We start from the raw sequence: 13,373 nt of genomic DNA on the forward strand, positions 1-13,373 counted from the left end.
AATAAGCGGATTTGCGCGCGTAAAAAGACTTTACGGAAGGCACAAAAAAAGGCAGATACTTTTTCTGCCTTTTTCTATAGCGTTTCCCAAAGGAATTATTTGGTAGCGGCAGTATCGGTAATAGTAGCTGGCTGCGTAATGTCGGCCGAGGTTGAAACCGGGGCTACGTAATCCGGATTTTTCTCCAGGTCCATTTCGCAAACCGGGCATTTGCCGGGTTGGTTGCTGGCGCTGCCTTCGCAATGCATCGGGCAAGTATAAGCCTTGTCGGTTACTTTGCGGGTGGTTTCGGTAGTTTGGTGAGTTTCATCGCTGGCAGTCTGGCTCGTGCAGGCGGTAAAACCGGCAAGGCTTAATCCTAGGGCCAATGCGCTGAAAATATTTCTGATCTTCATATTCTGTTTATATAATCGTAAGCGACTCAGCACTTTTCAGGTCGTTTTTCCTGCCGTTTTTCAGTTGGCAACAAACCTGAAACGCTTAACCAGCTTACTGGTGGTTTTCTACCTGCTCGGCGTCTGTGGTTTTTTCTTCGGCTGGTACTTGTTTTTTGCCACCGATGTCGCTTTTGTGCTCATCCGCGTTCAGCATTACGTCCGGGCGGGTGGTATTGGTGCCGCCGGCATCCGGGCCGGTGGTCTGGTGGCCGGTTGCTTCATGGCCGTGCTCCGGGTGCGGGGCTACCTGACCGTTCAGGTTGTAAATATCGGTTTCGCGGGTTCCGGGAGCAACTTCGTTTACAGAAACTTTGTTGCCCGGACGGAAATCGGATGGTTGGCTGCTGCAAGCCGAAAGGATGCCTGCGAAAGCAAAAGCTACTAAAAGCGATTTATTCATGATGGTAGGTTTTATAGCGTTTTTCGATACGGTTTTTCAGGAGTTAACTAACAGCGGTTTTAGGCGCATTATCGGTTAAAAGGTTTTTGCGTTTCAGGTACGTGTCCATCATTTTCAGATCGTTTGGGTTGGTGAAAATGTTGAAGGGCAGGTAAATGAACTGGGCTTTGGAAAGACTTAATAAATAATGGTCTTTGGTTTTCTTGGCGGTCTTGATCATGTCCCAGTTTACGGGCATGCCCTGGCGCTCGCTTATTTTCATCAGGATCTGACGGCCATCTATTTCGTAGTTCATTTTCTGGAAAAGCATTTTGTTTTGTTCCAGCTGGGTTACGCCGGCAAATTGTACGGCCCAGAAAAGCAAGTATAGCACTACAATTAAAATGGCAATGGAAATGAACCACCAGCTTGGCCAGATAAAGGCTAAACAAGCCAGCGCAACCGGGCCGACAATGTACCACCACTGTTTTTTGAGCAGCTCCAGCATTGCGGTTTTAATGTAAAGCGCAGGTTCTAATTTGTACTTTTTGGTTTTGATCAGCACGTTGTAATAAATCTAAAATTTTTCGGGCACGGAAGCCCGGCTGCGGAAATTCAGCGCACAAAAGTAGTTAAAAAATTCTACGGAATAAAAATATGGTTTTTTTCGTGGGGTGATTCTTTTTGAATTAAAGGGGCGGAAAGGTGTTTGTGCGTTTGGAAGGTTTTTTGATTTGAAAGGATAGCGTTTTTTTTGTCGTCCCGACTCTTTTTGTCATTCCGATGTTAAGAGGGATCTATTTAAGCGAATACAAAAGTTTGCTATTGACTTTTTATACTTGAAAGGATAGCGTTTTCATAGCTTGCTTTAGTTCCTAACTATTAGCTCTTAACTTTCAATTGAGCTTTCCCCCTCCAGCCGGGTGGCTTCGTTTCTGCGTTCGCGGCTGCAACCCTTCCTGCCCTGCCGGGCTGCCTCCTGCGTTGGCACCGGAAGTCTTGGAGGCCGCTCTCACAGAAACTGGTGTCAGTTTCCCTCTGTAGCTGGCTTCTTTTTAGTTTAGTTATCTGGATGACGTGATTTTCAAGTTACGCTGCGCTGGCGATAGGCGGAAGATCAATTATGCGTAAAAGTTCACCTCCTTTTTAAGTCGCAGATCCCGGAGAATTTTGGGATAGGGGTTAGGGGTAATGCCGTCAACTTAAGAGAATCCATAGAAAATTATTGGGTCATTCTGAGCCTGTCGAAGAAACTTACGCGGAAATACAAGGGAATTCGAGCGAAGCAGTGAATTCCTTGCAGATTCGGTACGCCTTAGTTCCCTCGGCTGCTACGCAGTGGTCCTTTCGACTCTCGTCTCAGGAATGCTCGGGATGACCCAATAATTATTTAAGTTGACGATATTGGGGGTTGGGGTGGTTGTATTACATTCTGAAAATCCTGCAAATTCAGAAAATTCAGATTCAGACAAATAATCCTGTCCATTCCATAAATCCTAAAAATCGTGTTCAGACTTCATTGCCGTCTGTTTTAGCTTACGGTACTACAGGAGGAAAAACGCCCTCCCCTGATTCAGGGGAGGGCTGGGGTGGGGTTACAGTTTTGTGGCTTTCAGACTCAGGTCTATGCTTTTTACCGAATGCGTGAGGGCGCCAACGGAAATATAATCGACGCCGGTTTCGGCTACGGCTCGGATGGTTTGCTCGGTAATGCCGCCGGAGGCTTCGGTTTCGAAACGGGAGCCGATGAGTTGTACGGCTTCTTTCATCATGGCCGGTGTCATGTTATCGAGCATGATTCTGTGGATGCCGCCAACTTCTAATGCCTGTTTTACTTCGTCGAGGTTGCGGGTTTCTACTTCAATTTTCAGGTCTTTTCCCAGGCGCTTCAAGTATTCCTGGGTGGCTTTTACGGCTCTCTCGATGCCGCCGGCGTAATCTACGTGGTTGTCTTTCAGGATGATCATGTCGAACAAGCCGTAGCGGTGGTTTACGCCGCCGCCGATTAAAACCGCCCATTTTTCGCAGATCCGGAAGTTCGGCGTGGTTTTGCGGGTATCTAATAATTTGGCGTTGGTCCCGGCAATTAAGTCGGTCAGGCTTTTGGTGTAGGTGGCAATGCCGCTCATGCGTTGCATGCAGTTCAGCACCAGACGTTCGGCGGTAAGAATGGATTGCGCTTTGCCGGTTACGGTTAAGGCTACGTCGCCGATCTGCACTTTTTGGCCGTCTTTCAATAGCGTTTCTACCTGCAGGTTCGGGTCTACTTCGCGGAAGATCATTTCGGCCAGCTCTACGCCGGCTAAAATGCCGTTGCCTTTCACGAGCAGGCGCGCCTGGTTTTGGGCCTCGGCCGGGATAGAAGCTAAAGATGAATGATCGCCGTCGCCGATGTCTTCGCGCAGCGCTGCCTGAATAAAGTTCGTCAGGTTTTCCGGGGTTAGGTAGAAAGGTTTCACGGGGTAAAGATATTAAAAGCTACAGGTTTCTGAAGAAGTTTTCCGGAATTTCCGGGCAACGGGGTTTTATACGGGAAATTTTTAATTTTCAGCGAAAGGCTAGGCAACGATAAGCTAACATTCTGCGACCTCTATTTACAACCCTCACTTTTTTACTATGAAACTCTACCGTTTTAAAATGCTTTTGTTTGCTCTGCTGTGCTTTTCAGGACTTTATGGAAATGCGCAATCCTGGAATTGGGTAAGCCACAACAATTTCGGCCCACGGGAGTTAATAAATGTGGTTGCTGACCAGAATGGCTATATCTATGCATCGGGAATTGATAGCGCGGGAGGGAAATTAACGAAATATAGGCCTAACGGTATTATGATCTGGTCTAAGGATTCAATTGGAGCAATACAGGGGTTATCTATTGATGTTAATGACAATTTATATATAACCGCTGAAGCTGGCGGTGCTCTCACCGCCCGAACCTCTCATTTTGTGACCAAGTTAGATAGTGCCGGAAATCGTCTCTGGACCAAAGGTGTATCTGCATACATTTCACCAATCGATCTTCCGACTATTACGCTATTTGCCAGTGCCGCAGATTCTGCCGGTAATGCGTACATGTCCGGTGATATTGAGTCCATATCGGGATTAACGCAGTTCGATACAATTCCTTTAAGCAACTTAGCGCCTCATAATTATTTTTTAGCGAAATATAACAGTGCCGGCAAAATTCAATGGCTGAAGTTCTTCAACGATCCGGTTTATGCTATCGCCTGTGGCCCGCAGGGTAGTTATTTCATAGAATCCGGAACATATTTCCAGAAATATGGGGTGAATGATTCTTTGATCTGGCAACAGAACTTTTCCGGGACATTTAATTCATCTGTTCCATATATTTTTCACAATAAACTTGTAGCCGATGCCCAGGGCAACCTCTTTGTAGTTGGCAATAAGCTGGCAAAATACAACAGCAATGGCACCTTGGCCTGGATAAAGAATGTTACCGGAAGAGATCTTGCTTTCACGTATTCCGGCAATATTGTTGTAACCGGGGCCTTTTTCGGGAGCTTGATTTTAGGAAATGGCGTGCCAGATCTTATTTCTACTTCAGCAGGGCCAACGCTTTTTGTAGCCCAGTTTTACGAAGTAGATGGAAGCGCCAATTGGGCAAAACAAGCCGGCACTTTGGGGTGGAATTCCGGCGACGCCATTGTGAGTTTACCGAACGGGAATTGTGTGATTGCCGGTGATTTTAATTCCGGGAGCAGTTTTGACCAGCATATTTTTACCGGAAACGGATTTTTCTTAGCTGAACTTAATACTACTTTGCTGGGAATTTCTGAAAACGGCGCCTCCACGCATTTTCAACTTTATCCAAACCCTGCAACTTCCAAAGTAACCCTCTCCAACCCGGATTTCCGGAATGCAAGCGTAGAAATATTTGATGTTGCCGGGAAGAAAATGCTGGAAAAAGTTTATTTTTCAGGAAGCGATCTGAGCATTCTAACCGAAAGCTGGCCGGCTGGTTTGTACATCATCAAAGTTTCCTCCAAAGGAAAGATTTTCAATCAAAAGTTTATTGTTCAGCGCTAAACCAAAACGCTATCCCAAACCACAAAAAAAGTCGTTCCGAATTGCTTCAGAACGACTTTTTGGGTTTAAAACCATACCGTTTGCTTAGCTTGTTTTCAGAGCTGCAGAGAAGGCAACAGCATTACTCTTTGGTAAAGTCTATGGTATCAATTCTATAACTGCCGCCAAACTGTTTTACTACTACAAAAACGCGGTACGAACCGGCTTTGGAGGTGTATTTACCGATGGCGTATTTCTGGCCTTCGTTGGAAGAACCCTGGTGCAGGTATTCGAAACTGGCGGGCGGGGTTTTGCTGAAGAAATCTCTTAAAACAAACTCGGCCTGGGCCTGGCTGTAACTCGCTTTGTCGCCGTTTAAGCCAACTTCTACGGAGTTATTGAAGTAGCGTGCCACCTCTTTTGCCGAACCAGCTTTTATGGCTGATCTTACTCCGTTCAAGGCATCGTCGCCGGATTGGGCAAAGGCAAAAACGGTAGCAAAAAATGCCAGGAAAGTGGTTAAAAATATAAACTTGAAAACTTTCATTTTATTTAATAGCGTGATGTTGAAAGGCTTAATACCAAAATGATGCCAGTCTTTTGTTCTAAGCCTGATCTGTTTACGCATATTAGCGGCCGAAACTAAGAATAATTCCGCTATTTTCTGAATTTGCCTATCTTTGTTTCATGAATAAAAAAGTACTGCTCGTTATTCTGGACGGCTGGGGCATTGCCGCCGATAAAAATGTTTCGGCTGTAGATAAAGCTCACACCCCTTTCATCGATTCGCTTTACACCCGGTTCCCGCACGCCAAACTGCAGGCATCCGGTGAGGCGGTTGGTTTACCGGATGGACAAATGGGGAATTCGGAAGTGGGGCATATGAACATTGGTGCCGGCCGCGTAGTGTACCAGGATCTGGTGAAGATCAACAAAGCCATCCGCGACCGCCAGCTCGATAAAAACCCGGTACTGGTAGAAACCCTGGAGTATGCTAAAGCCAATAAAAAGAACGTGCACCTGATCGGGCTGCTTTCCGATGGCGGCGTGCATTCGCACATCGATCATTTGAAGGCGCTTTGCACCATTGCCCACGACGCAGGCGTGCATAACGTATTTGTGCATGCTTTTACCGATGGCCGCGATACCGACCCGAAAGGCGGCGTGAAATACATGCGTGATCTGGAGGAACACATGGATAAAAATTCCGGCAAGATTGCTACCATAGTTGGCCGTTATTATGCCATGGACCGCGACAACCGCTGGGAACGCGTAAAAGTAGCCTACGATGCCATGGTAAACGGTACTGGTTTCCACACCCAAAGTCTGATGAACGCGGTGCTGCAAAGCTATAACGAAGGCGTAACCGACGAATTTATCATGCCCATTATAAAAGTAGATAACGACGGCAACCCGATCGCTTTAATAAAAGACGACGACGTGGTGATCTGCTTTAATTACCGCACCGACCGCGGCCGCGAAATTACGCAGGCACTCACACAGAAGGATTTCCACGAGCAGAACATGCACAAGCTGAACCTGCACTACGTTACGCTCACCAATTACGACGATACGTTTGTAGGCGTAAAACCGATCTTCGATAAAGATAACCTGAACAATACACTGGGCGAAGTGCTGGCCAGAGCCGGAAAAAAGCAGATCCGCGCGGCCGAAACTGAAAAATACCCGCACGTAACCTTCTTCTTCTCCGGCGGGCGCGAAACCAACTTTGAAGGTGAAAAGCGTATTTTATGCGCTTCGCCCAAAGTGGCTACCTACGACCTGCAACCGGAAATGAGCGCCTTTGAACTGCGCGACGCGCTGGTGCCGGAACTTGAAACGCAGGAGCCCGATTTTGTGGTGCTGAACTTCGCTAACCCGGATATGGTAGGCCATACCGGCGTATTCGAAGCCGCCGTAAAAGCCTGCGAAACGGTAGACCAATGCGCCGAAAAAGTGGTGACTACGGCTTTAGCTCATAATTACGCCTGCATCATCATCGCCGACCACGGAAACGCCGATTGCATGATAAACCCGGATGGCACGCCAAATACCGCGCATACCACCAGCCTGGTGCCGTTTATTGTAGCCGATAACGATTTTAAAGGCACCCTGAAAAACGGTAAACTCGGCGACATTGCTCCAACGGTTTTAGAACTGATGGGCCTTGAAAAACCAGTTGAAATGACCGGCGAATCATTGCTGGGTTTGTAAAGGAATTATTGAATGAGAGAATGATTGAATGAGGAAATGTGGAAATGAACTTTCATGCAATCCTTCATTACTCATTCTCCCATTCAATTATTCAATTATTCTCCCATTCAGTCATTTTCTCACTCTCCAATTTCCTGATTCAACCATTAAAATTATGCTTCGGAAACTACTTTTTAGCGGCATTCTGATACCGTTTTTAGGGCTGGCCGGCTGCTCCGATTCTGCGCCGGTGAAACCTGTTTCCGAAGCCGCGTATTTTGATGTGCCGGGATTTATGCAGCAGCAACTGGTTTTATTAAAAAAGCAGCAGCCCGCTTTGCAGAAAACGGTATGGGTAAACCATGAAAAACCCGAAACGCAGCAACTGCAAAATATTAACTGGGAAAAAGAACTGCAGCATTTCCTGGAAATTGACCTGAATAAAAAAGCGTTGCAGGGTGGCTACGAAGTTTCTGAACATAATACTGCTGCTGGCAAACGTACGGTTTACACCCGCAAAGCCGACGTAAACACGCCGATTAAAACCCTGGAGATCTTTACCGATAAAGCAAATGCGGTAAAAGAATTACGGGCGGTTTCGGAAGAAAAAAACGCACTTTTTTTTAACCGTGAAGAACGCTTCCTGAGTCTTGGCACGGATCAAATATTGCAGAAATATTATGTTTCCGGCGTCCAGAAAGTGCTTTTATTCGATTCTTTGCATTATACCGCGAAAGCTTCCACTACCGGGGAACTAAAATAACACGCTAATCCTTTCCCTTCTTTTTATATTCAGTTGCCTCAGCTTTCATATTTTTTTTATTGGCAATTTGCTATATTGCATGCTGTCAATGGCTTAAAGTGCTTTAAACCGGATTTATTTGAATGTATCAGGTAAAACGGAAGAAGTGCTGCATCATCTGGAATTTTTTTAACAGTTATAACTTTCACCCTAACCTTTACTCACAAATGAGGAAAACTTTTACGCTATGGGCCGCCCTCGGCGCATTGTTTTTTTCTACGGCTAACGCACAGGTGCCAACCCATCGTACCTGCGGAACGGTAGAAGTAGATAAATATCTTGAAAGAACCGACCCGGGATATAAAGCCCGGCGGGCGCAGAACGAACGCGCTATTCAGCAGTTCTTCAGCAATCAGCCAAACGCCCGTACCAACGTTACCCGCACCATTCCGGTAGTATTTCACGTGGTTTATGCCAATGCTACCCAGAATATCTCGCAGGCGCAGATCATGTCTCAGCTGGACGTGTTGAATGAGGATTTCCGGAAAATGAATTCCGATACTACCTCTATTCCCGGTCCGTTCAAACAATTAGCTGCCGATACGGAGATCGAATTCTGCCTGGCCAGTGTAGATCCAAGCGGCCAGCCAACAACCGGTATTACCCGTACTGCTACTACAGTTTCAGTTTTTGATTATTATACCAGCCCAAACCAAATAAAAACGGGTTCGCAAGGCGGTAAAGACGCATGGCCGAATACGCAATACCTGAATATCTGGATCGGTAATATCGGTGGCGGACCGGCAGGAAGTCAAATTCTGGGTTATGCAACTTCACCGGGTGCCTCGGCAGCCGCAGATGGGGTCGTATTGCTTTATACCACTGTAGGGAAACCTCCGCACAATACCTTTCCGGCGCCGATAAACCGCGGCCGCACCGCCACGCACGAAGTAGGCCACTGGCTGGACCTGAAACACATCTGGGGTGATGAACCTGGTTGCACTGCTGACGATTTAGTAACCGATACACCGCAACAGAAGGCTGAAAATCAGGGCTGCCCTACTTTCCCGCTGCTTACCGGGCCTGGCGCTTCCTGCGCTACAACCGGTCCGGGTGCCATGTACATGAACTATATGGATTATACAGATGATAACTGTATGAACATGTTTACTCACGGCCAAAAAGCCCGCATGATTGCAGCCCTTACTACTTCCCGGGCTTCGCTGTTAACTTCTACTGCCTGCTCCAATACCTTACGGGCTAATTTCTCGGCTAACAACACCACTATTACAGCGGGTAACGCAGTTAACTTTTTCGACAATTCTACCGGTACACCTACCGGTTGGTCATGGTCTTTCCCGGGTGGTACACCAAGCACTTCTACTGCCCAGAACCCGGCAAGCATTCAGTACAGCGCTCCGGGTACTTACAACGTAACGCTTACAGTAACCAAAGGAACCGCCACCGATACGCGCACCATTAACAATTTCATTACCGTTGGCAATTCGGTTGCCTGCGTAGATACGCTGAATCTGCCATTTGCAGGTACGCCGGTAATTTATGTAAGCCAGACTGCTACCGGAGCGAAAAATGGTTATGTGTCGGGGAATAACGCTTACGGCCACAAAGCCAAAGCCGAAAAATTCGTAAGCAATACTACAACCATTAACGGCGGTATTTTTGCCTTTGGCCGCGCTAAATTTGCCACTGCCGCTTCTACTGTAACGGTGGCCGTTTGGAACGCCACCGGCACGAACGGCGCCCCGGGCACGATCATCGCTTCCCAGGTCGTTCCGATCAACACCATTGCCGCGAATATTGCTGCCAACCAGCTTACTACAGTAACCTTTACTACGCCGGTAGCCGTAACGGGTAACTTCTACATGGGCGTGGTATTGCCAACTGCTCCCGGCGATACCATTGCTTTAATTACCAATACCCACAGTACCACTGCACCTGCAGGAAAAGGCTGGGAACAATTGTCTACCAATGCCTGGATCCCTTACTCCGATCCGAACGGCTGGAGCCTGAATCTTTCGAACGCAGTATTCCCGATCGTGGCGGGCGGTGCGCCGGTGGTAAGTTTTACCTCCAGCCTGAATACCATTTGCTCCGGCAATACGGTAACTTTCAACAGCAATGCTACTACGGGAGCCAATACGTATAACTGGAGTTTCCCGGGTGGTACGCCGGCTACTTCTACCCAGCCAAACCCTACCGTTACCTACAACACGCCGGGTAACTACAATGTAACGCTTACGGCCGGAAATTCTAACTGCAGCCTTACAACCACAGTAACCCAAACCAATGCTATTAGCGTAGTCACTCCGCCGCCAGGCCCGCCGGTTGCCAATTTTACCGTACCAAGCACTACCATTTGCGTAGGCAGCCCGGTTACCTTTAACGGGACTTCTACTACCGGGGCAACTGCTTATGCCTGGTTCTTCCAGGGTGGTTCCCAAACCAGTTCTACACTGCAGAGCCCAACTGTTACTTATAATACCCCGGGTACTTATAACGTAACGTTAACGGCGCATGCCGGTACCGGTCCGTGTGCATTAAGTAATGCAAAAACCATGACCGTAAACGTGGTAGCGTTGCCAAATGTAAATATTACACCGGCTTCAGCAGTGATATGTACAAACCCAACGCAACTGACTGCCTCAGGTGCATCTACTTATACATGGTCGCCGGCTACAGGGCTGAGCGCTACTACCGGTGCCACTGTAACGGCCAACCCAAGTGTAACCACGGTTTATACCGTTACCGGTACAACCTCGGCGGGCTGCGTTTCTACCGATACCGTTCGGGTAATTGTACCGAACATTACGGCAGATTTTACGCCGAGCGGTAAATACTTCGATCACCGCAACGGGGCTGCTACCGTTACGTTTACCAACAACTCTGCCAACGGAACCTTCTATCTGTGGAACTTCGGTGAGCCGGGCCTGAGCACTGCCAATACCTCTACCCTGTATAACCCGGGGCCGGTTACGTATCCTTACACCGGTACCTTTATTGTAAAACTCGAAGTTTCGGCAAACGGCTGTACGGAAATTCACCGCGATACCATTGTAGTACGCAATACTACCGGTCTGAATGAAGCCTTCGAAAACGGTCTGATCAAGATCTACCCGAACCCGGCTAAAAACTACCTGCAGGTTGAAATTCCGGCTACTGAAAAAGTAACTGCCATTCAGCTGACCAACGCCATCGGCCAGGTGATCGCGAAGCAGAAACCGGATGCCGGAGCAACCCGCTTTAATGTGGCAAACCTGCCGGCTGGCATCTATTTCGTTAAAATTTCGAACGCCGAAGGCAGTATCATAAAGAAAATAAGCATAGAGCAATAAACGCTATTGTTTTTTAGTAAAAAAGGCAGCCATATGGCTGCCTTTTTTGTTTTATTTAAACATAGTTTTCCGGGAAAAGCGATACCGCAATATTTTAGGTTTTTTTTGAAAGGCATTTCAGCTAAAGCCGTAATTTTCGCGTATCAAAACCGGCGGAAGCCACCCAATATTGCCCCATTATGATAAAGACTTTTACGCTGCTTTTTGCTACCGTTTTTGCCTTCAGTTTTGCTGCGCATGCCCAGGAACAAGGCCGCAACTGCGCTACCGACGAAGTAAATGCCCTGCTCTGGCGCAACCAGCCCGAATATAAAAAAGCCATGCAGGAAATAGAAAAGGCTGCGGCCCTATATCTGCAGAACCGGCCGGGCCAGCGTACCAATAGCCTCGGCGATACCATTCCGGTGGTTTTTCATGTGCTTTATAATAACCAGCAGCAAAATATTTCCGACCTGCAGATCCTCTCGCAGCTCGATGTGCTGAATGAAGATTTTAACCGCCGCAACCCTGATGCCAGTAACACGCCCGCTGCTTTTCTGAATGTGGCCGGTAACCCGCAGGTATATTTCTGTTTAGCCTCGCTCGATCCGGAAGGCAAGCCAACCAACGGCATTACCCGCACGCAAACCAACCAGGCTTCCTTTGAATACACCGAAAACAAAATGAAGTTTACGGCGCAGGGTGGCCGCGATGCCTGGGACCGGAACCTGTACCTGAATATCTGGATATGTAACCTGACGAACAATATTTTAGGATTTGCGCAATTCCCCGGCGGGCCGGCCGCTACCGATGGCGTAACGCTGCTGTACCGGGCCGTAGGGCGCACGCCGCTCAATCCGTTTCCGGGGCCTTATAACCGCGGCCGCACCGGTACGCACGAAGTGGGGCATTGGCTGGGTTTGCGGCACATCTGGGGCGAAGCCGATAACAGCTGCACCGATTCCGATCTGATTGAAGATACCCCGAATCAGGATGGCAAATCTTCGGGCTGCCCGGTTTTTCCAAGAATTTCCTGCAATAACGGGCCCAACGGCGATATGTTCATGAATTACATGGACTATACCAACGATGCCTGCATGAATTTATTTACCCTTGGCCAGGTAGACAGGATGAATGCGGTGCTGCATACTTCGCGTACGGCTTTGCTGCAATCCAACACCTGCAGCAATGTGCTGAACGCCGATTTCCGGGCAGTGCCCGATGCGATTTTTCCCGGCGAAACCACCGATTTTTTCTATTATTCCAACGGCCGGCAACCTACCACTTTCAGCTGGGTTTTTGAAGGCGGCACTCCGCGGACTTCCACCGAGAAAAACCCGCAGGATATTCGTTACGATGCGCCCGGCGCTTATACTGTTACGCTCACCGTTACCGATGCCTTCGGCTCCGATACCGAAACCAAAATTGGCTATCTGAAAGTTACGGAAAATGAGCTGCAGCTTTACCCGAACCCGGCCGACCGGACGCTTACCATTGGCGCGCCCGCCGATCAAAAACTTACCGAAGTAGGTATTTTTAATTCAATCGGGCAGCTGATCAGAAAGTATCCGGCGGAAGAACGCACGCTTACAATAGAGGTGCGTGATCTGCCCAAAGGTTTATACGTGGTGCGCGGCGTTACCAACCGGAACGAAAATTTCGGGCAGCTTTTATTGATCTTCCGCTAAGCCACACTTTTAAAGCCTAAAACCCTACCGTTTTTTTATGGAAAATTCAGTTAAAAACCGCATAAACGTTTTACAAGGCGATATTACAAAAGTGCGGACCGATGCCATTGTAAATGCGGCCAATACTTCTTTGCTGGGTGGTGGCGGCGTAGATGGTGCCATTCACCGGGCCGGCGGTCCGGCAATTCTGGAAGCCTGCCGGCAAATTGTGGAAAAGCAGGGTTGCTGCCCTACCGGTGAAGCGGTGATTACCACGGCCGGAAACCTGCCTGCCAAATACGTTATTCATACGGTAGGGCCAGTATGGCATGGCGGCAGCCGGAACGAAGCCGAAAAACTGGCTAATTGTTACCGCAACAGTTTAAAGCTGGCGCAGGCAAATGCCTGCAAAACCGTTGCTTTTCCCAACGTGAGCACCGGCGTTTACGGTTATCCCAAAGCTGAGGCCGCGGAGATCGCCCTGAAAGAAACGGTAGCGTTCTTACAGCAAAATCCGCAGCCGGAAACCGTTACGTTCGTTTGTTTCGATGAAGAGAATTTACAGCTTTACCAGGATCTGTTGCAGAAATTGCCCTGAAA

The 13,373-nt window shown here is 48.2% G+C and carries 11 protein-coding genes; 6 read left to right on the forward strand and 5 right to left on the reverse strand.

Features of this window, described 5'->3' with window-relative positions:
* Window positions 1–95: 95 nt before the first annotated feature.
* The 4 genes from I5M27_RS11730 to nadC all read right to left on the reverse strand — a co-directional run bounded on the left by I5M27_RS11730 (window position 96) and on the right by nadC (window position 3,275).
* Window positions 96–395, reverse strand: a complete 300-nt coding sequence (locus tag I5M27_RS11730) for a heavy metal-binding domain-containing protein (protein ID WP_200506403.1) — start codon at window positions 393–395, stop codon at window positions 96–98.
* Window positions 396–489: 94 nt separating this feature from the next.
* On the reverse strand, window positions 490–837 hold the full coding sequence (locus I5M27_RS11735) for a hypothetical protein (RefSeq protein WP_200506404.1): 348 nt from the start codon (window positions 835–837) through the stop codon (window positions 490–492).
* Between the two features lie 43 nt (window positions 838–880).
* Window positions 881–1,381 (reverse strand): YcxB family protein, encoded by a 501-nt coding sequence (locus tag I5M27_RS11740; RefSeq protein WP_200506405.1) that lies wholly within the window; start codon window positions 1,379–1,381, stop codon window positions 881–883.
* A gap of 1,030 nt (window positions 1,382–2,411) precedes the next feature.
* Complete coding sequence (gene nadC / locus I5M27_RS11745) at window positions 2,412–3,275, reverse strand: carboxylating nicotinate-nucleotide diphosphorylase (protein WP_200506406.1); 864 nt, start codon at window positions 3,273–3,275, stop codon at window positions 2,412–2,414.
* Between the two features lie 484 nt (window positions 3,276–3,759).
* Here nadC and I5M27_RS11750 point away from each other — a divergent pair, with 484 nt between their 5' ends.
* Window positions 3,760–4,860: a T9SS type A sorting domain-containing protein gene (locus tag I5M27_RS11750; protein WP_200506407.1), complete on the forward strand. Its 1,101-nt coding sequence runs from the start codon at window positions 3,760–3,762 to the stop codon at window positions 4,858–4,860.
* Window positions 4,861–4,981: 121 nt separating this feature from the next.
* Here I5M27_RS11750 and I5M27_RS11755 read toward each other — a convergent pair whose 3' ends face one another.
* Window positions 4,982–5,386, reverse strand: a complete 405-nt coding sequence (locus I5M27_RS11755; protein WP_200506408.1) for a DUF4783 domain-containing protein — start codon at window positions 5,384–5,386, stop codon at window positions 4,982–4,984.
* A 140-nt stretch (window positions 5,387–5,526) separates the two neighbouring features.
* On the opposite strand from I5M27_RS11755, the gene gpmI reads away from it, so the two are divergent.
* The 5 genes from gpmI to ymdB all read left to right on the forward strand — a co-directional run bounded on the left by gpmI (window position 5,527) and on the right by ymdB (window position 13,371).
* Window positions 5,527–7,053, forward strand: coding sequence for a 2,3-bisphosphoglycerate-independent phosphoglycerate mutase (gpmI, locus tag I5M27_RS11760; RefSeq protein ID WP_200506409.1), 1,527 nt, complete (start codon window positions 5,527–5,529; stop codon window positions 7,051–7,053).
* 154 nt (window positions 7,054–7,207) lie between these two features.
* Window positions 7,208–7,795: a hypothetical protein gene (locus tag I5M27_RS11765; protein ID WP_200506410.1), complete on the forward strand. Its 588-nt coding sequence runs from the start codon at window positions 7,208–7,210 to the stop codon at window positions 7,793–7,795.
* A 206-nt stretch (window positions 7,796–8,001) separates the two neighbouring features.
* A complete protein-coding gene (locus I5M27_RS11770; RefSeq protein ID WP_200506411.1) occupies window positions 8,002–11,127 on the forward strand; it encodes a PKD domain-containing protein in 3,126 nt (1,041 codons plus the stop codon).
* Window positions 11,128–11,306: 179 nt separating this feature from the next.
* Window positions 11,307–12,794, forward strand: a complete 1,488-nt coding sequence (locus tag I5M27_RS11775) for a M43 family zinc metalloprotease (RefSeq protein WP_200506412.1) — start codon at window positions 11,307–11,309, stop codon at window positions 12,792–12,794.
* Window positions 12,795–12,831: 37 nt separating this feature from the next.
* Window positions 12,832–13,371: an O-acetyl-ADP-ribose deacetylase gene (gene ymdB / locus I5M27_RS11780; protein WP_200506413.1), complete on the forward strand. Its 540-nt coding sequence runs from the start codon at window positions 12,832–12,834 to the stop codon at window positions 13,369–13,371.
* Window positions 13,372–13,373 lie beyond the last annotated feature (2 nt).

The organism is Adhaeribacter terrigena, assembly GCF_016623615.1.
In the GTDB taxonomy this organism is placed as follows: Bacteria; Bacteroidota; Bacteroidia; order Cytophagales; family Hymenobacteraceae; genus Adhaeribacter_A; species Adhaeribacter_A terrigena.